Genomic DNA, 21,468 nt, shown 5'->3' on the forward strand with positions numbered 1-21,468 from the left:
TTTTAGATATGTAAACCACATTCTCTATTACTTTCTACTTTTGTAGGATCGAAATATGTAAACTCGTTTGGTAAATTGTATTGTTCTAAATACGTGTCTAAATCTTCATCTGACCAATGATAAAACGGACTCACTTTTAAAATACCACCTTTACTTTTAGAAACAATATCGATACGATCTCTAAACGCAGTTTGTCCTTTTCTTAAGTTCGTAAACCAAACGTCTGGCTCATGTTCTTTCATTGCCCTTGTGAAAGGTTCTAATTTCACTTGTTCTGTAAATATTTTATGTTTCTTGTCATCCACAGAAGGAACTCCCAAAACAACATTTCTATGTGCAACAGTTTGTTTTGGAACATATAGTTGAATGTTCAGATTCAATTTTTCTATAACCTCTTCGGCATGTTTATAGGTTTGAACAGTGTTATACCCCGTATCACACCAAATAACTTTAATCTCTTTTTGCACTTCTGAAACTGCATTTAAAATAGCCACTTCATAAGGTCTAAAGTTTGTGGTAACAGCTGCTTTGTCTGCGATAGAAATTGCCCAAGAAATTATTTCTTTTGGACTTTTATCTCGTAATTCTTTATTTATTTCTTCTAAATTCATGTGCGCTATTTTCCCCATTTTATTTTGTTCCATATTCTTTCATGAAAGAAATACAACACTAATTTTGTGATAAAATCTATGGATGCAATGGATGTTGCCAATCCTATTTCCCCTGTTAAAACATAAGACACAATTAAAGTATCTAACGTACCAATAAGTCTCCAACTCAAAGCTTTTAAAACACTTCGCAAAGGTTTCTCGGAAGTTTTATCTTCTTCAAAGCCTTTACCTTGTGCTTTTTTACTAAAAATGATTTGGTTTAAAATCATAGTAATTAATTAATTCAAATACCCTATTAATTTAATAGGACAATGCAAACCTACATCAAATTTTAAAAAATAAAAACGAAACAACCTTAATATTTACACAAACCCTATAGATTTAGTAGATTAATAAAAATAAAGCAAAATATTGCGAATGTGAAACCTCTATAAGGTTATCGTTACAGAAAAATAAGAAGTAAAATTAAGTTTGTTGTATTTAATTTAACGATTACAAAGATCTGCTAAAGAAGTATTTCGAAAGATTTCTAGAGTATTATCTCTTACTTTGGTCATTAAACTATGTACAGAGCAAGCATTTTCGTCTGGGCAATCGTCACACTTTTCATAAAAATTTAAGCTTACACAAGGCACCATAGAAATGGGTCCTTCAAGAATTCTCATAACAGTAGTCATAGGTATTTCTGTAGCTTCTTTTAGCAAATAGTAACCGCCACCTTTGCCTTTTTTAGAACCTAAAATTCCGTTTTTACGAAGTGTTAATAAAATACTTTCTAAAAATTTTAAAGAAATATTTTCACTTTTAGAAATTGTTGCGATGGCAACAGGAGACTTCCCTTCTTGTTTTGCAAGAAAAGTAAGTGCCTTAATTCCGTATTTTGTCTTTTTAGAAAGCATCAAACAAAATTACGTAAATAAATGTGATTATAACATTTCTGCTTTGAAATGGTCAGGGCAAACGTATTAAAAAAATAAGACACGAATTACACAAATTTTTGAAAATCTTTAGATTTTTCTGTTTGTGAAATTCGTGTCTAAAAAATGATGAATTTTAATGTGTTTGCTTTGTATTCAAATAGAATTATTTTGCGCGTAATGCCTGTTCTAAATCTGCAATAATATCAATTACATTTTCTAAACCTACAGAAACTCTCACCAAACCTTTGGTAATACCTACTTCTAATCTATCTTCTTCAGACAATCTACCATGCGTTGTAGAGGATGGATGCGTAACAATGGTTCTCGTATCTCCTAAATTTGCAGATAAAGAGCACATTTTAATGCTGTCTAAAAAATTTCTACCAGCTTCAATACCGCCTTTAATTTCAAAAGCAACAACATTACCACCTAAACTCATTTGGTTTTTAGCAATTTCATATTGTGGATGCGATTTTAAAAAAGGATATTTTACCAACTCGACATTCTCTTGTGTTTCTAAAAATTCGGCCACTTTTAATGCATTTTCTGCATGTTTTTCTACTCTAATTGCCAATGTTTCTAGACTTTTTGATAGCACCCAAGCGTTAAAAGGAGACATTGCCGGACCTGTATTTCTAGCGAATAAATAAATTTCACGCATTAATTCTTTATTTCCTACAGTAACTCCGCCTAAAACACGGCCTTGTCCATCAATTAATTTTGTAGCAGAATGAATCACTAAATCTGCACCAAACTTAATAGGTTGTTGCACATACGGAGTCGCAAAACAATTATCAACAATAAATATAAGGTTGTGCTTTTTGGCTATTTTACCAATTACCTCTAAATCTAAAATATCTACTGCAGGATTTGTAGGCGTTTCTATGTATAAAATTTTGGTATTTGGCTGAATTAAACTCTCTACCAAATGAACTTCATTTACTTTAAAATACGAAGTTTTAATATTCCATTTTGGTAAAAATTTAGTAAACATACTATGTGTAGAACCAAAAACAGAGCGACAAGAAACCACATGATCTCCTGCATTTAACAAAGCTGCAAAGGTTGAAAAAATGGCAGACATCCCTGTTGCAAAAGCATACCCAGCCTCTGCACCTTCCATATTTACTATTTTATCTACAAATTCTGTTGTATTAGGGTTTGTAAACCTACTATATAAATTGCGCTCTTTCTCTTCTGCAAAAGAAGCACGCATTTCTTCTGCGTCATCAAAAACAAAACTAGATGTTAAATATAATGGGGTAGAATGTTCTTGAAATTGAGATTTTTCTGTTTGATTTCTTATTGCTTCTGTTTCGAAATGTTTGCTCATATTGTGTTATTTAGAACCAAGACCGCTAACGCTCTTAGAACCAAGAATCAAGACTAAACTTTATCGTTTTTCTCTTGATTCTTGTTTCTTTTCTCTTGTTTCTTTATTCTTTTTTATAAATTGGTTTTATTGACTGAATTACTGCTTACTGAAAACCACTACTATTTGATAATAAGTGAATTAAACAAAACACTTCGTGTTAATTATTATGTTTTGCCAATCTTAAAATATCACCAAAAACTCCTCTGGCTGTTACTTTAGAACCTGCCCCTGCTCCTTGAATTACAATGGGCTGCTCTCCGTAAGATTCTGTATAAATTTCAAAAATTGCATCAGAACCTTTTAAAGATCCTAATGGAGAATTTTTAGAAACGGATACAAGTTTTACATCTAAATTACCGGTATCTTGAGATAAATCTCCACTTAATTCACCTATATAACGCAAAACGTGATTCTCTTTTTGCCCTTCTTTTAATTGTTGATATTCGCCGTTCATCAACTCTAAGTTAGACAGAAAATCATTCGCAGAACCTTCTCTTAAATTTTCTGGAATTAAATTCTGAATATTTACGTCCACAAACTCATTTTCTAATTCTAATTCTCTTGCTAAAATCAATAATTTCCGAGCAACATCATTTCCACCCAAATCTTCTCTTGCATCTGGCTCTGTAAATCCTTTATCGATTGCTTCTTGTAAAACTTCGGAAAAACTCACCTTTTCATTCGAAAAAGTATTGAATAAGTAACTTAAACTTCCAGAGAAAACGCCTCTTATTTTGGTGATATTTTCTCCGGACTCGTGTAATAAACGGATGGTGTCTATTAAAGGCAAACCTGCACCAACATTTGTTTCATACAAATATTGTTTTTTGTAATCTTTTAACTTTGCTCTTAGTTCTTTGTAAAAAGAAAAAGACAAGGTATTGGCTATTTTATTACAAGAAACCAAATCGAAACCAGCTGCTACCAGCGGAATATAATTGGCTACAAAAGGCACACTTGCTGTGTTATCTACCGCAATTAAATTCTCTAAATGATGTGTTTTTGTAAACGCTATAATATCTGCTATCGAAACATTTTCTGCTCCGATTTCTTCTAAGTCTTGTTCCCAGTTTGTAGAAATTCCATTTTTATTTAGCAATATTTTCTTAGAATTAGCTACACAAAAAACATTCAACTGAATTTTTCTTCGTTCTAAAACCGAGGCTGTATTTTCTAAAATCTGATGAATTAAGGTTCCACCAACCAAACCTTTACCAAAGATCGCTATATTTATTTTCTTTGCAATACCAAAAACTTGTCCGTGAATTACATTTACAGCCTTGTGAACTTGCTCTTTCCTAACCACCAAACTCACGTTTTTACCTGTAATTGTATTGTTAAATAAAAGAGGTACAATTTGATTTTTGATTAAGGAATTATAAGCATGATGAAATTCACTTAAATCCTGCCCAATAATAGAAATTACTGCCACATTATCTACAATAGAAATCTGATGTACATCTTGAGAATAGAAATCGCTTTCAAACTCCTTTTCTAATGCTAAAACTGCCTCAGAAGCCCTACTTGAATCAATTATTAAACCAATTCCTCTTTCTGAAGAACCTTGTGAAACAATACTTACACTTATATTTTTATCACTTAATACTCTAAAAATACGTGCATCTACTCCTACTTTACCCAACAAACCTCTTCCTTCAAAATTTAATAAAGAAACATTGTTAATAGTAGAAATCGATTTAATTCCTTTTTCGGAAGATTCCGCAGTAATTAACGTCCCTTTGTCTTCTTTATTAAAGGTGTTTAAAATTCTTAAATTAATGTTCTTTTCTAAAAGAGGAATAATTGTTTTTGCGTGTAAAATAGTGGCACCAAAATTTGCCAACTCATTCGCTTCAGAAAATGATAGTTGTTCAATTTTCTTTGCATCTGCTACCAAATCAGGATTTGCAGTAAAAATTCCGCTAACGTGCGTATAATTTTGCAACTCTTCTGCATCTAAGTAATTGGCTAATAAAGCCGCAGTATAATTGCTTCCGTTTCTACCCAGAGTAGTTGTTTGTCCTTTCTTATTAGAAGAAATAAAACCGGTTACAACATTTATTTTATTCGCATTGTTTTTAAAGTAAGCAATTACATTTTCTGAAGAAACCGCATTAATGGGTTGCGCGTTTCCGAAGTTTTCATCCGTAATTATTAACTGTCTTGCATCTGTAACATTTGCCTCAATTCCGTTTTTTAACAATAAACTAGCCACTAACTTTACAGATAATAATTCTCCTTGTGCTAAAACCTCATCTTTAATTTTAATACTATAATCTCCTAATAAAGAAACCCCTTCAAAAATAGTTTCTAACGTTGAAAATTCTTTAGAAAAATCTACTTCGCTGTTAGGTGCTTGTTGATATTCTTTAAAATCTTCAAACACAGTTTTATATGCCTCTTTAGCAGCCGATTTATCTAAAATAGCTTCTAAATCATCCGTAGTATTTCCTCTTGCAGATGCTACAACCGTTATTTTCTCTCCATTATGATGTTTATTAAGGATAATTTCTACAGCATTTTCAATCCCTTTCCCGTTTGCTAAAGATTTTCCTCCAAATTTTAATACTTTCATTTTTTTAGTTCTATACTCTTTATTAAAAATAGGTGCTATAATTTTTTGAAGCTGCTCATATTCCATTAAAAATGCATCATGACCGTGCACAGAATTTATTTCGTTGTACGTAACATTTTCTTTGGTTAGTGCTAATTTTTTATGCGTCTCCCTGTTTTCTTCCGCAGTAAAAAACAAATCTGAATCCACACCAATAATGTGAATATTCGCTTCAATTTGATCTAGAAGATCTATCTTTTTTTCTTCATTTTTAGTAACATCTATACTTTTAAGTAATTGATTCATCAATTTATAAGAAGATAATTGATAACGTTCTTGCAGCTTTTCACCATGATGCAACAACCAACTTTCTACATTAAAAATAGTAGAATCTTCTTTTTTAGAGCGATGAAATCGTTCTTTAAAAGACGCTGGGGTTCTATAGCACAACATCGCATGCATTCTTGCATCGTGTACAGGGTTGCTAGAATTTACTAAAAATTGTTCTTGAATTTGACAATTTCCAATTAACCAATCGGTAGATTTCCAATCGGTTGCAATGGGTAAAAAATGAGTGGTAATTTTATGATCTAAAACCATCATTTCCCAAGCAATTCCACCACCTAAAGACCCACCAATTAAAGCAAATAATTGTGTTATTTCTAACTGCTGCAATCCTTCTAGAAAAATTCTTGCAATGTCTCTTGCTATGAAATCTTTGTAATTTTCAATTAAAAACCCATCAAAACCATTTCCTGGAATGTTGAAAGATAAAATAGTGTAAACAGTTGTATCTATTGCTTTTCCCTCTCCAACAATATCTCTCCACCAACCATTTTTTCCAGCAACATCACTATTACCGGTTAATGCATGATTGATTAATATGATAGGAGAATTCCCTAATGTTCGACCAAAAACTTGGTAACTTAAATTCAGTTCAGGAACAAAAGCACCCAATTCTGTCGTAAAGTTTTTACTTTTGATATGTTGTAATTGATTTTCCACGTTGATGTTTTTAGACCTCACCGGTTTTTGAAACCTGTGAGGTCTTTTAATAAGTATTTATATTTCTGAAAAAGCAGCTGTTAAATCTGCTTTTAAGTCTTCTAAATCTTCAATACCCACAGACAATCTAATTAAATCTTGAGAAACACCTGCATTTGCTTGTGCTTGCTCATCTAATTGTTGATGTGTGGTACTTGCTGGGTGAATAATTAGCGATTTTGTATCTCCAATATTTGCCAATAAAGAGAACAACTTGGTGTTATCTGCAATTTTTTTAGCAGCTTCAAAACCTCCTTTAACGCCAAAAGTAACCAGACCACTTTGTCCGTTTGGTAAATATTTATCTGCTAAAGCCTTGTATTTATTACCTTCTAAACCAGGATAGTTTACCCATGTAACTTTTTCTTGATTTTCTAACCATTTTGCCAACGCCAATGCATTTGCAGAGTGTTGCTTTATTCTAACAGGTAAAGTTTCTAAACCTTGAATAATATTAAATGCATTTGTTGGACTTAAAGCACCACCAAAATCACGTAATCCTTCTAAAATTAATTTAAACGTATAAGATGCTGCGCCTAAAGTTTCATAATATTTTAAACCATGATATCCTGCAGAAGGCTCTGTGAATTCAGGAAATTTACCGTTTGCCCAATTAAAAGTTCCAGCATCTACAATTGCCCCTCCTAGAGAAGTTCCTTGTCCGCCAATATATTTTGTAAGTGAATGAATTACGATATCTGCACCGTATTTAATAGGATTTAATAAAACAGGAGTTGCCACTGTATTATCAACTATAAAAGGCACTTCTGCTTGTTTTGCGTGTACAGAAATTGCTTCTAAATCTAAAACATCTAATTTCGGATTTCCTAAAGATTCTACAAAAAATGCTCTTGTATTTTCTTGAACAGCTTCTCCAAAACTATCAGGATTCGATGCATCTACAAATGTAGTTGTAATGCCTAATCTTGGTAGCGTAACACTTAATAAATTGTAGGTACCACCATACAAACTGCTCGAAGCAACAATATGATCTCCTGCTTTTAAAAGTGTTAATAAACCCGTAGCAATTGCTGCGGTTCCAGAAGCAAAAACCACGGCTCCAATTCCGCCTTCAACAATGGCCAATCGGTCTTGTAAAATTTGATTTGTTGGGTTGTTTAACCTTGTGTAGATAAACCCTAATTCTTTTAATGAAAAAAGATTTGCTGCATGTTCTGAGTTGTTAAAAACATACGATGTTGTTTGATAAATAGGAACTGCTCTTGTACCTCCGTTTTTAGTTACGTCGTGTCCTGCGTGCAATGCGTTGGTTGCTAATTTTAATGTACTCATTTTTCTATTTTTTTGAGTTAATAAATGATTAAACCAAAAGTCAAATACATCTATTTTGGTTGATGTAGTTATTAGAAAAATGTTATTAAGAAAATAAAATTTACCAGAACTGGAAAATTCTTTTTTGTTATCTATCCAAATAAAAATATCTAGGTAGAATGTAGCACCTTCTCTATTTCTAAAGGGTTGCTAAGGCTTCATCGGGTCTAATCCCTCTGCCTTTCTTGATAACATTTCAATAAGTTATTGAACTTTGTGAATGCAAAGATATGCTTAGAAAAATTTAATATCCAAATAAAAAGTAAACTATTTTTTATTTAATATCAATTTCGCATTTTAAGCAACCTTGTTTTATTTATTCTTTAAAAACATGAATTTTAAGTCTCTAAAAATGATTTATTGATGGCGCTATCATAAATAATTATCGTTAAAAAAGTAGGCATTGTAATTTTATAGTGTACTTTTGTATTCTAATTGAGAGGAAAAATTTGAACTGATTGCAACCTCTTTTGTTGAAATGTTTTAGACACTAAAACAAGTTCTTCAGAATAAAATGCTAAAGCAGTAATGAACTACTTCTTTTAGCGACTGCGCAATCAATTTTTATTTTTATAGCTTTCTGTTTATACAGAAACGTCAATTTTAAGGAAACCTTAATGTTTACATCGAGGAATCATTTTTTTAACACAAAAAGAAGAATATTATGTCATATTTATTTACCTCAGAAAGTGTTTCTGAAGGACACCCAGACAAAATTGCAGATCAAATTTCTGATGCTTTAATTGATAATTTTTTAGCATTTGATAAAAACAGTAGAGTTGCTTGCGAAACATTAGTAACTACAGGTCAGGTTATATTAGCTGGTGAAGTTAAATCTAAAACGTATTTAGACGTTCAGCAAATTGCTAGAGACGTAATTAACAAAATTGGGTATACCAAAAGTGCGTATATGTTTGATGGAAATTCTTGTGGAGTTTTATCTGCAATTCACGAACAATCACCAGATATTAACCGAGGAGTTGATAGAGAAAAACCAGAAGAACAAGGAGCTGGTGACCAAGGAATGATGTTTGGGTATGCAACTGATGAAACAGAAAACTACATGCCTTTGGCTTTAGAATTGTCTCACAGATTGTTAATTGAATTAGCAAATTTAAGAAGAGAAAACAAGGAAATTGATTACCTAAGACCAGATGCAAAATCTCAGGTAACAATAGAGTATTCAGACGATAATGTGCCACAAAGAATTGATGCAATTGTTATTTCTACACAACATGATGATTTTGACGAATCTGATGAGGTGATGTTGGCAAGAATTAAAAAAGATATTGTAGAAATTTTAATTCCTAGAGTGGTTGCAAACTTACCTGCTCAAAACAAAAAATTATTTACAGACAATATTACCTATCACATTAACCCAACAGGAGTTTTTGTAATTGGTGGGCCTCATGGAGATACTGGCTTAACAGGGCGTAAAATTATTGTTGATACCTATGGAGGAAAAGGCGCCCATGGTGGTGGTGCTTTCTCTGGGAAAGACCCTTCTAAAGTAGATAGATCTGGTGCGTATGCAACAAGACATATTGCAAAAAACTTGGTAGCTGCCGGCCTTTGTAAAGAAGTTTTAGTACAGGTTTCGTATGCTATTGGAGTTGCAAAACCAACAAGCATTAATGTGGGAACCTACGGGACTGCAACGGTAGATTTAACCGACGGGGAAATCAGTAAAAAGGTAGAAGCTATTTTTGATATGCGTCCGTATTTTATTGAGCAACGTTTAAAGTTAAGAACACCTATATATTCTGAAACTGCGGCTTATGGTCACATGGGAAGAACTCCAGAAATAAAAACAGTTACCTTTTCGAATCCTATGGGAGAAACCGTTTCTGAAGAAGTAGAAACGTTTACTTGGGAGAAGTTAGATTATGTGGATGCTGTTAAAGAAGCGTTTGGGCTGTAAAAGGTTTTAATTTTAATATATAAGAAAAGGTATCATTGTTTAAGTGATGCCTTTTTTTTGTTTGATGTTTTGTTGGGTTGGAGTTACTGTTAGAGTGGATTTACCACATAGGCACCTAGAAAACACAGGGGTTGTGGGGTTAGAGGAATTTGTTTTGTTCTTTGGGATGGATAGATTGCTTCGTTCCTAGCGATGACGGACTAATTAAGTGTATTTTACTTTCATTTGGCTTGCCATAATAAGTAATTCTCTTTAACAAAAGTTTAAGAGTTCATAAATGGCAGTTTACGTAACTTCGAAAACTATAAATTTAATTAAACTTATCATGACAAAAAAAATACTAACAAGAGTACTACTTGTTGCTTTTGTATTTGGTTTTTCTACTGAGTCTTCTGCTCAGTTCTGGAAGAAAAAGAAAAAAGAAACTCCAAAAACAGCGGAAAAACCAAAACCTAATAAAGACGGAATTCAGCCATACAGTAAGGTTGTAACCGAAGATCACGTAACAGACGAAGGTTTATTTAAAGTTCACACAAAAGAAGATTCTTACTTATTTGAAATACCAGATTCTTTGTTACAAAGAGAAATGTTAATGGTAACAAGAATTGCAAAAACGGCTAGCGGAATTGGCTTTGGTGGTGCAAAAGCAAACACACAAGTATTGCGTTGGGAGAAAAAAAACAAACAAATCTTATTAAGAATTGTTTCTCATAACGTTGTTGCAGATACCATTTTACCAGTGCATGAAGCTGTGGTAAATTCTAACTTAGAGCCTATCTTATTTGCTTTTCCTATAAAAGCATTTAGTAAAGATTCTACGGCAACTGTAATTGATGCTACTTCTTTATTTTCTACAGACGTAAAACCTTTAGGTTTTCCTGATTCTTTTAGAAAAAGATACCAGGCGACAAGAATAGACAAAGACCGTTCTTACATAGATAGAGTAAGTAGTTACCCACAAAATATAGAAGTAAGACATGTAAAAACCTATTTAGCGAATAAAGCACCTTCTAACAGTGCGGTTGGTTCTATTACTTTAGAAATGAGTAATTCTATGGTATTATTACCTAAAGTTCCTATGAAGCGTAGATATTTTGATGAGCGCGTTGGTTGGTTTGCTAGAGGACAAACAGATTATGGTTTAGCAGATCAGAAAAGTAAAACAGTGGCTTACTTAGATAGATATCGTTTAGAGGTTAAAGATGAAGATATCGAAAAATTTAAAAGAGGAGAATTAGTAGAGCCTAAAAAACAAATTGTTTATTATGTAGACAGAGCTACACCTAAAGAATGGGTTCCTTTTATTATACAAGGTGTAAATGACTGGCAAGTTGCTTTTGAAGCTGCTGGTTTTAAAAATGCTATTGTTGGTAAAATGGCACCTACGGAAGCTGAAGACCCTGAATATAGCCCAGAAGATGTGCGTTATTCTGTAATTAGATATTTAGCTTCTCCTATTCCGAATGCAAACGGACCTCACGTTAGTGATCCTAGATCTGGTGAAATTTTAGAGTCTGATATTAACTGGTATCATAATGTAATGACTTTATTGCATAACTGGTTCTTTATTCAGACGGCTGCCATCAACCCAGATGCAAGAGGAAATAATTTTAAAACAGAGACGATGGGAGAGTTGATAAAATTTGTTTCTTCTCACGAATTAGGACACACTTTAGGTTTGCCTCATAATATGGGAAGTTCTACAGCATACCCAGTAGATTCTTTACGCTCTGCTTCATTTACAAAAAAATACGGAACAGCACCTTCTATTATGGATTATGCTCGTTTTAATTATGTTGCACAACCAGAAGATAAAGGCGTAGCATTAATGCCAAATATTGGTATTTATGATAAATATGCAATTTCTTGGGGGTACCGACCTATTTTAGATACAGATGCTAAAGATGAAAAAGCAACGTTAGATTCTTGGATTTTAAAACATGCCGGAGACCCAATGTACCGTTTTGGTCACCAACAAGCTACTGGTGTTGTAGATCCTAGTTCTCAAACAGAAGACTTAGGTGACGATGCTATGAAAGCTTCTATGTACGGAATTAAAAACTTGAAAAGAATTTTACCGAGATTAGAAGAATGGACTTCTGAAAAAGGTGAAAACTACGAAGAATTAGCTACCATGTATGGGCAGTTAATAGGACAATTTAATAGATATATGGGCCACGTAACATCTAATGTTGGTGGAGTTTATGAACACTATAAAACAACAGATCAAGAAGGTGCTGTGTATTCTTATGTAACAAAAGCAAAACAAAAAGAAGCTTTGCAGTTTGTTATTGATGAATTATTTGAGACGCCATCTTGGTTGTTAGACGAAAACATTTTTAGCAAAACTGAATTTTCTGGTTCTATAGAAAGAGTAAGAGGTTTACAAGCAAGAACATTAAACAGTGTTTTAGATGCTGGTAGAATGGCTAGAATGATTGAGAATGAAACTTTAAATGGTGGTGCTGAATCTTATACTTTGGTAAACATGATGAGCGATTTACGCAAAGGTGTTTGGAGTGAAATTTACACAGGTAGTTCTATAGATACGTACAGAAGAAATTTACAAAGAGCACATTTAGACAGGCTAGATTACTTGTTAAATGAAGCAGAAGACCAAAGAGGTCTTAACAGCGGATATGTAAAAAGAAGTGGTATTAATATGAGTCAGTCTGATATAAAATCTGTTGCCAGAGGCGAGTTAAAGCGTTTGCAAAGAGATGCAAAATCTGCTTCTAACAGAGGAAATACGCTAACAAGATATCATTTACAAGATGTTGTTGATAGAATTGATACCATTTTAGATCCTAAATAATATATTTAGTACATTATTTTTAATATTGAAAACCTCATCTTAATTGATGAGGTTTTTTTTTTGTTTTTAAGGACATCTTACTTTAAGGAGAAATAACAAAAGAAGCCATTTTAACTAAAAAAAAAAACCAATTTAAGTAATTGAATCATTAAAAAAAACTAATTTTGTGAGGTCTTATAAAACAATAGGAATTTAAAAGTGAAACAATTTCATCATCCCTTTAAAATTTTATTATTCGTAGTAATTTATTGCTTTGGCATTTTTGCTTCTGTAAAAACATTACCTACTGCAATTGCACAAACTACAGTGCAAAACAAAAAGCAGAAAGAATATACTACAACCGTATCTAACGTTCTTTATACTCATGTTCAAGAATCAGAGAACTTACTTTCTGATTTTACAGCATATGAAACATCTGACTTTAAGACATTCAGTAATAATTTTGAGCCTTTTGTATGCTCAAATGAATTCATTTTTAGAACAAAGTTTAAACAGTATCAGAACTATTTTAAAAACTTATTGATAAGAAATAGGAAAACTGATCTTATTTTTCCTTTCCATAATTTTTGGTAATACTTTGTTGGAACAAACTACCGGCTTTTTGGTAGTTGAAATCAAACTTTTTTACTGCGTTGTGACTTTTCACTTCGCACTCAAACTTCAGTATTAAAAAAATTAAAAATTATAAAAATGGATTTAGCAACAGCTGTAATTGGGCTAATTTGTATTCTTCTTTGCGCATTGCCTTTTGTATTAACAAGTCAGAATAAAGTAAAAAACGAAAAAAAATTATTACTCTCTTTAGAAAACTTAGCAGAAAAAAAACAAAGTGACATCACCCAACACGAAGTTTCTAGCAAGTATGCTATTGGCATAGATGAAACTAAAAATTTCGTTTTCTTTCAATTAAAAAATGAAGAAGGATTTAAGCCTGAATGTATCGACCTTTCTACGATTAAAAAATGTAAAATAGTAAATATTGGTATCTCAAACGCTAATGCAGAACGAGAAATTGAACAATTAAGTTTAGAATTTATTCCTATTGATAAAAACAAAACCAATAGCATCTTAAAATTTTACGATGCTACAATAAGTTTTCAGCTTAATGGTGAATTTGAATCCATCGAAAAATGGAATGAATTGATCAATCATAAACTAAGTAATAAATAACTTTATATACATGCCTAGCAACTCGCTAGGCATTTTTTTACCCCAATTTTCAGCATACTTCAATTCATTCTAAAATAAAATCGACTTTCTTTGTTATAAACACCTGTAATTTATCGTTATATACATAACATGAATAAGATAGATTTTAAACTTAAAGTATTTTCATTGTCCGAACGCTTGTTTCCTTTGGTTGCGCGTATGCTTGGAAACAATGCAAATGCAGAAGATGCTATTCAAGAAATAATGATGAAACTATGGGTTAAACGCAAGAAAATTGCGAAGCATCCTAACATTACAGGTTTTGTTTTCTTAACAGCTAGAAATCACTGTATTGATTTATTAAGGAAAAAAAAGTTGGTGTTAGATGATTCTACCATCCCTCTTAAAATCTTAGCCTCGAGAAATGAGCATATAGAACTCGAGTGGAAAGAACTAAATAGTATTATTGAAGAAATACTTCAAAAATTGCCCAAACAGCAAAAAGAAGTTTTTATAATGAGAGATCTTGACGGTTATGAATTCACCGAAATAGCCTCTACAATGCAACTTAAGGTAGAGAATATTAGAGTTTTATTATCACGCGCAAGAAAACAGGTACGCACCGAATTAGAAAAAACATATAGCTATGAAAAAGGAACTTATTAAAACCTTGCTAGAAAAGTATGAAGCAGGAACTAGTACTTTAGAAGAGGAACAATTTTTATTCGAGAATGCAGACAACTCAGACGCTACATTGCAAACTTGGGCAACTTTTGTGGAACGTAATAAAATAGCAGTTCCAAATAATTTAAACACTACATTATGGGATTCTTTTCAAAAGAAAAAGAATAAAACTCGTAGTATTAAAATAGGAATGATGTCTGCTGCTGCATCGGTTATACTACTCATTTCACTTTTCATTTACAAGCCAGAACAAAAAAACCTTAGTTATCATGAGAAAGAAATCTTATTAAATGAGGCTTTAAACATGATTGCAGACACAACGCCAATACAATCGAAACAACGTATTCTTTATGAAGATGATTTGATCACTATTTATTCTACCAACGATTAACTTACTCCATCAAACATTAAAACTATAATCAATTAAATATTTAAAATTATGAAAAACGCATTCCTTACTACATTCTTATTATTATCAATTTCACTAATGCAAGCACAACAAAACAATAAGAAAAATGGTGAAAATAAGAAACAAGAAAAAATTGTTATAACAGTAAAAGAGAATGGTAAACCCGATGTTTATGTTGATGGGAAGAAATTCGATTTTCCGATAGAAATCATAGATCAAAATAAAATTGAATCTGTATCTGTACTTAAAGATGAACTTGCAATAAAAGAATACAATGCTCCTAATGGTGTCATCTTAATTAAAACGAAGAAGAAAAAAGAGCCGGCTACTTCTAAGATTAGCGGAATTAAAGAGAATCCTATGATTATTATCGATGGAAAAGTGTCTGACAAAAAGGTTTTAGAAAAACTATCTCCACGTAATATCGAAAGTATCAATATTATTAAAGATAAGCAAGCAATGATAAAGTACAACGCTACTAACGGTGTGATCATTGTAACTACTAAAAAGAAGAATTAATCTAATTTCACGAATAATAAAGTGTTCTAAAACTGTAATTTTTATAGTAATTACAGTTGTATTGTTAGATTACAAACTGCACGCTATTTAGATTTATTTGACTCGTATATTTATAAATGCTTTAAAAAGTATCCTATCTTTGCGGCATAATATTTTTTATGAGTAACACATTACTATCTTCTCCCTTACAGGGTTTTACAGATTATAAATTTCGAAATGCATTTAATCATTTCTTTGGCGGAATAGATACTTTTTATTCTCCTTATATCAGATTAAATGGCAAGCTGGTTATTAAGAATTCGTATCAAAAAGACATTTTACTAGAGAATAATACCGAGTTGGAAGTAATTCCACAAATAATTACCAATGATGTAGATGAATTTCTATTTGTATCTAAATATGTACAAGAATTAGGCTACAAAGAATTGAATTGGAATTTAGGTTGCCCGTATCCGATGGTTACAAAACGAGGAATGGGTTCTGGGTTAATTAATGATGCTGAAAAAATAAACAGTATTCTGCATAAAGTGCATAATGAATCTGACATTTTAGTTTCTATGAAAATGAGAATGGGCTATGAAAACCCTGAAGAAATATTAGCTGTTTTACCCATTTTAGACACCTATCCTCTTAAAAATATTGCCATTCATGCAAGAATAGGCAAGCAACTATATAAAGGAGGAACAAATTTAGAAGCGTTTCAGAAATGTTTAGACAATAGCAAACATAAAATGTACTACAATGGTGATATTACTTCTGTTGCTGCATTTAAAAAACTACAAGAACGATTTACTACCATAGATCATTGGATGATTGGACGCGGCTTAATTGCAGATCCTTTTTTACCAAGCATGATTAAGAATGATACCACCGAATATCCTAAAAATAGGTTCGATATCTTTCATGAATTTCACAATCGTATTTATGAAGAATATGATGCAGCACTTTCGGGTCCGACACCAATTAAAATGAAAATGCTTGGTTTTTGGGAGTACTTTTCTCAAAGTTTTGCAAACCCGCAGAAGACGTACAAAAAGATTAAAAAAGCACAAAGTCCTAAGAATTATGCAATTGCTGTAAATGAAATTTTTAAGGAAGCGAAAAATAGATAATTCACTTCCTTTAATAAGTTAAGAATCGTTTCCCTAAACGTTCGAATTAGGATGTTCCTTTTTAAACTCTTCTAAAACTTTTGCAATAGAACCGTTTATTCTTTCAGGATTGATATCATATTTAGGACTTACCCCTTGCTTCTCTGGAAAGTGTTCGATAGTAACTGTAGTAGAAGGAAATGCAAAATCAACACCTAATTCTTTCGCCAACTTCACAATTGCAATGTGTAACCTGTGTTTAGAAGATTGCTCGACTCCCCAAGCCAAACTTTTAAAATAAACATTTACCATCACTAATAAAGCTGAATCACCAAAGCCAGTAAACTCTACATTATAAGAATCTGAACGTGTTTCTGGGTGCTCAATAATTATTTCTCTTACTCCTTTTACAAAAGCCTCAATTAATTCTGGTGGCGTGTCATAACGCAAACCTAAATTTGTATTGTAACGTCTAAATAAACGGAGACCTTTGTTATTAATAACAATTTCCGACAGCCTGCTATTTGGTATTTGGTAGACAGAGGTATCTGCTGCTCTAACCGTTGTAGATCTAAAACCAACTTTTTCTACAGTTCCTGCAAAATCTCCAGCTTCAATCCAATCTTCGATATGAAAAGGTTTGTCTAGAAAAATCATAATCGTTCCTATCAAGTTTTTTACGGTATCTTGAGAAGCCAAAGCAACTGCCAAACCACCAATGGTTGCACCAGCTAAAATAGTGGTCGTATCTACACCAAAAAGTGATATTAACTTTAAAACACCACCAATAATAACCAAACCTGTTAAAAAATTATGCAATATTGGCGATAATTGATCGTCTAGTCTGTTGTGCGTTTTCTCAGTATAAACACTATAAAACTTCATTAAAACATGTATAATGTTCAGAAAAACATAGGTCCAAAAAACTACTGCAGCAATATCTATAAACAAGAAAACCCATGCATTGGTTTCTAAACTAAATTGAAGTGAAGGAAATACTTTGTCTATAAAACCGATCACCAATAATAAACTGATAGGTCTTGCTATTTTTTTTAAGGATTTCTTAAAAGTGATGTCGGTCGTTTTTGTAATTCTTTGTTGAATTATATTTAAGAGGTAAAAAGTTATTCTCTTAAAAAAATAAAACAGCAGTACAGAGCATAGCAAAAATATAAAAACAGAGCATAGCTGCCAATATTCTAATCCTAGTATTTTTTTATGTCTGAATTCTGGTATCATATTTTGTATTTGTTGAATATACCAAGGAAATACAGCACTGTATATGGTGTCTATTTTAGCTACAGTTCCTTTTGAATAATACCATTTATCGCCAATTTTCTCTAAATAAATCTGTGGCATTCTTTCTGGAAAAGGAGTGTATTTTTGATTAGAAGAGGTTCTAAGAGAGTCTTTGTAATTAGGGTTTTTAGGCACAACATCAAAGTCTACAAATAAACCTTTACCATCTAGAATCTTTTTAATTCTGATGGCTTTTTTGATCGCTTCTTTTTCTGGCAACCCTAAAATTGTTTTTGCTGCTTTTTTAGGTTGATAAGAATCTGACTGTAAAAAATGTAAATGTGTATATAAGGTTGCATTAGGATTGCTTAAATCTACTTGTATAGAATCCTTTTGTGCATTTGCTATAAATGATACTAAAAATAATAACCAAAATATGTTACGCATTATAAATATGTTAAATTGACGTTAAACGATGTACAAATTTAAACCTTTTGCTTTTTTTAAAGTCTAAGAAGTATAAAAAAGATTACAATAACTAGTTTTTTTGGTTGATTGATTAGCTTATTGATAATGCTCAGGTTCTTTATTGAATCTGAGTTTTTTTTGCTTAAAACAAAACTTAAAATACTGTTAATTAAATACTTAAAATTAAACCTTTGTAGTATTTAAAAGTCTTAGTACTATAAAAAATAACTTTAAAATTTATAAAAATGAAAAAATTAGCAAGCATTTTAGTATTCGTATTGGTTTTTACTCTTAGTACAGAAGCACAGAAAAAAAGAGATCCTAAAAGGCCCCAACTTACTGTAGCACAATACACAGACTTAACAGTAAAAAAAATGACGCTAGCTTTAGACTTGTCGGAAAGACAACAAAACCAAGTAAAACCTCTTATTGCTCTAAAAATGACAGAAAGAAAAGAGTTTATGGAAAAAAGGAAAGAGGCTAGAAAAGAGAATAAAAAACCGACTTCGGATGCAGTTTTTGCAATGAAAAACAAAATGCTAGACAACCGAATTGCAATGAAAAAGAACATGAAAGAAATCTTAAACAAAGAGCAGTTTGAGAAATTCGAAAAAATGAATAAGAACAGAAAAATGAAGGGTAAAATGATGATGAAAAAGAAGGAGAGAAAAAACAGCGAAGAAAGAAAAAAAAGAGAGGATAAATAGTTTGGTTGATTGATTCGTCTATAAAACCCGGTTTCTTCGTTGAGATCGGGTTTTTCTTCATACACCGAATTGGTGTTCGCGTTAGGGATTGAACGGTTTGTTTGAGCTCTTTTTTGTTTTTTACAAAAAAAGCGAGTAGTGAAAGCCCGACTTTACGCTGAAGAATGAAGTGTAAAGTAACGCCCAAAAGAGCACTCTTTTATTCTTTAAACCAACCTGAATATTTTACGTAATTGTCTGCAATTCTATTGATTTCTCCAGAGATTAATTCTTGTGAAATGTCTTTTACCTTTTTTGCCGGAACGCCTGCATAAATACTACCACTTTCTACGTGCGTATTTTTGGTAATTACTGCGCCAGCTGCAATAATCGAGTTCGATTCTATGATACAATCGTCCATGATAATGCTCCCCATACCTACCAGAACATTGTCTTTAATGGTGCAGCCGTGTACAATTGCATTGTGCCCGATAGACACGTTGTTACCAATAATTGTAGGTGATTTTAAATAGGTTGCATGAATTACAGCGCCATCTTGAATGTTTACTTTATTTCCAATTTTTATGTAGTGTACGTCTCCACGAATTACGGCATTGAACCAAATTGAACATTCTTTACCTAAAGAAACATCGCCAACAATTGTAGCGTTTTCTGCAACATAGCAGTCTTCTGGTATTTGTGGGTGTTTGCCGTTTACTGGTTTTATTATTGCCATATTGCTATTGGTTTCTACTAATTAAGATTGAAAATAAAAGGCACTAAAATAAGGTCTTATCGTTATTGTTTTTTAACCAGTAATTGCTGACCTACAGAAATAATATTGTCATTTAAATTATTTATCGCTTTTAAATTGGTAACAGAAATTTTAAACATTCTAGAGATAGCATATAAGGTATCGCCCTTTTGCACTGCGTAGAAATTCCCTTTTAATTTTTCTATGACCATTGGTTTTTCAAAAGACCTACCGTTGTTTAATTCTTTAATTTGTCTGGAATATTTTCCTTTTTTAATTTTATCGAACTCATACAGTTCATACTCTTTAATGATTCTTAAAAGCTTTGCAGGATATTGTCTATCTGTTGCATACCCAGCTTTTCTTAAACCATAAGCCCATTTTTTGTAGTTTCTAATATTATAGTCAAACAAAAAAGCATAACGTCTTCTTTCTGTTAAAAATAAAGAATGGTCATTGTATGAAGTTTCTGGATAGACATATTTTCTAAAACATTCGCCTTTTTCATCATCATCATGGTAAACACGTTCTCCTGTCCATTGGCTGTGGCATTTGATCCCAAAATGATTGTTAGATTTTAGTGCCAATTCACTTCTTCCTTTACCAGATTCTAAAATTCCTTGTGCTAAAGTAATGCTTGCAGGAATCTTATACTCGTGCATTTCTTTTACTGCAATTGGTGCATATTTTCTAATGTAAGCAAGTGTTTGTTTGTTTAGTCTCGGGTTGCTTTTACTCAGTTTTTTAACCAAATCTACCTCATTTACAGAGGGTAAATCTACGGGTGCTGGTTCTACAATTACAACGCCAGGGTTTTTCTTATTAACTACCTTCTTCTTAGAACCACAACTGTATAAAACTACTAAAAACAAACAACTAAAAACAATTCTTAACTTCATTCTACATTTATAATTTGCTGATTTTTCTTAATTAATTCTTGGTTAAATCCTGCAATTCCTTGAATTCCTCCTGTGTGAATTGCTAAAATTTTAGTTCCTTCTTCAAAGGTATCTTTTTTGATTAAATCTATAATTCCGAAAAGCATTTTACCCGTATAAACAGGATCTAACAAAATACCCGTTTCTACTTTAAAATTATTGATAAAATCAATTAACTCTTCATTAAATTTTGCATAACCGCCAAAATGATATCCTTTTTGTAATTTCCAGGTATCATTTTTAATGGTATATTTTTTTATTTCTTCCGAAAGAAAATTTCCTTTTAGGGCAGGAAAACCTATTACTTTTTGCTTTCTTTTAATTGACTTTATTAACCCTGCAAGCGTTCCTCCTGTTCCTACAGCTGCACAAATATAATTGAAACTAGCGTCTTCCTTTGTTAAAATTTCTTGGCAACCATCTACCGCTAAAAAATTGGTTCCTCCTTCTGGAATTAAATAAAAATCGCCCCATTTGTTTTTCATCTTTTCGATAAAACCAAACGACGTTTTTTGCCTATAGTCTTCTCTAGTAACAAAATGAAACTTCATCCCATGTTCATGAGCTTCTCTTAAAGTTGCATTTTCTTTTAATGTTTCTGTAATATTTTTACCTAATTCCTCGCCTCTAATAACTCCGAAAGTTCTAAGACCCGCTAACTTACCTGCAACTGCGGTTGCTAAAATATGATTGGAATAAGCACCACCAAAAGTAAGAATCGATTTTTTCTTAAGTTTTGTAGCTTCTTGTAAATTATATTTTAATTTTCTGAATTTATTCCCTGATACAAAAGGGTGAATTAAATCTTCTCTTTTTATAAAAAGTGTGATCTTTTTTTCTTCTAATATTGGAAGAAAAACTTGTTGATTTTCAGTTTCTTTTATTAAGTTGAAGTCCATCGTTTATCATTCCTGCGTACACAAGAATTTATAATTTAGTTATTTTATGTTTTTGCTCCC

At 32.0% G+C, this 21,468-nt stretch carries 19 protein-coding genes and 1 riboswitch; of the genes, 9 read left to right on the forward strand and 10 right to left on the reverse strand.

What is annotated here, in order from left to right; genetic code table 11:
- Positions 1–2 precede the first annotated feature (2 nt).
- The 6 genes from ES045_RS09845 to ES045_RS09870 all read right to left on the reverse strand — a co-directional run bounded on the left by ES045_RS09845 (position 3) and on the right by ES045_RS09870 (position 7,797).
- The gene (locus ES045_RS09845) at positions 3–611 is read right to left on the reverse strand and encodes a phosphoadenosine phosphosulfate reductase family protein (RefSeq protein ID WP_147116325.1); all 609 of its coding nucleotides are present in this window, start codon (positions 609–611) and stop codon (positions 3–5) included.
- Between the two features lie 5 nt (positions 612–616).
- On the reverse strand, positions 617–880 hold the full coding sequence (locus tag ES045_RS09850) for a DUF2061 domain-containing protein (RefSeq protein ID WP_147115979.1): 264 nt from the start codon (positions 878–880) through the stop codon (positions 617–619).
- Between the two features lie 216 nt (positions 881–1,096).
- A complete protein-coding gene (locus ES045_RS09855) occupies positions 1,097–1,510 on the reverse strand; it encodes an RrF2 family transcriptional regulator (protein ID WP_147115981.1) in 414 nt (137 codons plus the stop codon).
- 184 nt (positions 1,511–1,694) lie between these two features.
- The gene (locus tag ES045_RS09860; protein ID WP_147115983.1) at positions 1,695–2,864 is read right to left on the reverse strand and encodes an O-succinylhomoserine sulfhydrylase; all 1,170 of its coding nucleotides are present in this window, start codon (positions 2,862–2,864) and stop codon (positions 1,695–1,697) included.
- 199 nt (positions 2,865–3,063) lie between these two features.
- Positions 3,064–6,465 (reverse strand): bifunctional aspartate kinase/homoserine dehydrogenase I, encoded by a 3,402-nt coding sequence (gene thrA, locus ES045_RS09865; protein WP_147115984.1) that lies wholly within the window; start codon positions 6,463–6,465, stop codon positions 3,064–3,066.
- A 57-nt stretch (positions 6,466–6,522) separates the two neighbouring features.
- Entirely contained in the window at positions 6,523–7,797 is a 1,275-nt protein-coding gene (locus ES045_RS09870; RefSeq protein ID WP_147115986.1) for an O-acetylhomoserine aminocarboxypropyltransferase/cysteine synthase family protein, read from the reverse strand.
- 124 nt (positions 7,798–7,921) lie between these two features.
- Positions 7,922–8,031: riboswitch (SAM riboswitch) on the reverse strand.
- Positions 8,032–8,500: 469 nt separating this feature from the next.
- Here ES045_RS09870 and metK point away from each other — a divergent pair.
- From metK to ES045_RS09905, 8 genes are all read left to right on the forward strand, one after another.
- A complete protein-coding gene (gene metK / locus ES045_RS09875) occupies positions 8,501–9,757 on the forward strand; it encodes a methionine adenosyltransferase (RefSeq protein WP_147115988.1) in 1,257 nt (418 codons plus the stop codon).
- Positions 9,758–10,082: 325 nt separating this feature from the next.
- Positions 10,083–12,572 carry a zinc-dependent metalloprotease gene (locus ES045_RS09880; RefSeq protein WP_147115990.1) on the forward strand — a complete coding sequence of 830 codons (2,490 nt, stop codon included), beginning with the start codon at positions 10,083–10,085 and terminating at the stop codon, positions 12,570–12,572.
- 198 nt (positions 12,573–12,770) lie between these two features.
- Complete coding sequence (locus ES045_RS16655; protein ID WP_223267226.1) at positions 12,771–13,145, forward strand: hypothetical protein; 375 nt, start codon at positions 12,771–12,773, stop codon at positions 13,143–13,145.
- A 117-nt stretch (positions 13,146–13,262) separates the two neighbouring features.
- Positions 13,263–13,742, forward strand: coding sequence for a hypothetical protein (locus tag ES045_RS09885; protein WP_147115992.1), 480 nt, complete (start codon positions 13,263–13,265; stop codon positions 13,740–13,742).
- Between the two features lie 129 nt (positions 13,743–13,871).
- On the forward strand, positions 13,872–14,387 hold the full coding sequence (locus tag ES045_RS09890; RefSeq protein ID WP_147115993.1) for an RNA polymerase sigma factor: 516 nt from the start codon (positions 13,872–13,874) through the stop codon (positions 14,385–14,387).
- Positions 14,368–14,796 carry a hypothetical protein gene (locus ES045_RS09895; RefSeq protein WP_147115995.1) on the forward strand — a complete coding sequence of 143 codons (429 nt, stop codon included), beginning with the start codon at positions 14,368–14,370 and terminating at the stop codon, positions 14,794–14,796. Before ES045_RS09890 ends, ES045_RS09895 begins: the two co-directional genes overlap by 20 nt.
- Positions 14,797–14,844: 48 nt before the next feature.
- Positions 14,845–15,333, forward strand: a complete 489-nt coding sequence (locus ES045_RS09900) for a hypothetical protein (protein ID WP_147115997.1) — start codon at positions 14,845–14,847, stop codon at positions 15,331–15,333.
- Between the two features lie 158 nt (positions 15,334–15,491).
- Complete coding sequence (locus tag ES045_RS09905) at positions 15,492–16,445, forward strand: tRNA dihydrouridine synthase (RefSeq protein ID WP_147115998.1); 954 nt, start codon at positions 15,492–15,494, stop codon at positions 16,443–16,445.
- A 33-nt stretch (positions 16,446–16,478) separates the two neighbouring features.
- On the opposite strand, the gene ES045_RS09910 is transcribed toward ES045_RS09905, so the two are convergent.
- Entirely contained in the window at positions 16,479–18,110 is a 1,632-nt protein-coding gene (locus ES045_RS09910; RefSeq protein WP_147116000.1) for a mechanosensitive ion channel family protein, read from the reverse strand.
- A gap of 266 nt (positions 18,111–18,376) precedes the next feature.
- On the opposite strand from ES045_RS09910, the gene ES045_RS09915 reads away from it, so the two are divergent.
- On the forward strand, positions 18,377–18,838 hold the full coding sequence (locus ES045_RS09915; RefSeq protein ID WP_147116002.1) for a hypothetical protein: 462 nt from the start codon (positions 18,377–18,379) through the stop codon (positions 18,836–18,838).
- Positions 18,839–19,037: 199 nt separating this feature from the next.
- On the opposite strand, the gene ES045_RS09920 is transcribed toward ES045_RS09915, so the two are convergent.
- The 3 genes from ES045_RS09920 to ES045_RS09930 all read right to left on the reverse strand — a co-directional run bounded on the left by ES045_RS09920 (position 19,038) and on the right by ES045_RS09930 (position 21,408).
- Positions 19,038–19,553, reverse strand: a complete 516-nt coding sequence (locus ES045_RS09920) for a gamma carbonic anhydrase family protein (protein WP_147116003.1) — start codon at positions 19,551–19,553, stop codon at positions 19,038–19,040.
- A 62-nt stretch (positions 19,554–19,615) separates the two neighbouring features.
- Positions 19,616–20,470 carry a glucosaminidase domain-containing protein gene (locus ES045_RS09925; RefSeq protein ID WP_147116005.1) on the reverse strand — a complete coding sequence of 285 codons (855 nt, stop codon included), beginning with the start codon at positions 20,468–20,470 and terminating at the stop codon, positions 19,616–19,618.
- Complete coding sequence (locus ES045_RS09930; RefSeq protein WP_147116007.1) at positions 20,467–21,408, reverse strand: 1-aminocyclopropane-1-carboxylate deaminase/D-cysteine desulfhydrase; 942 nt, start codon at positions 21,406–21,408, stop codon at positions 20,467–20,469. The genes ES045_RS09925 and ES045_RS09930 overlap by 4 nt, the downstream gene beginning before the upstream one ends.
- Between the last annotated feature and the right edge of the window lie 60 nt (positions 21,409–21,468).

The sequence above is a fragment of the Polaribacter sp. IC073 genome (assembly GCF_007997075.1).
Taxonomy (GTDB): Bacteria; Bacteroidota; Bacteroidia; order Flavobacteriales; family Flavobacteriaceae; genus Polaribacter.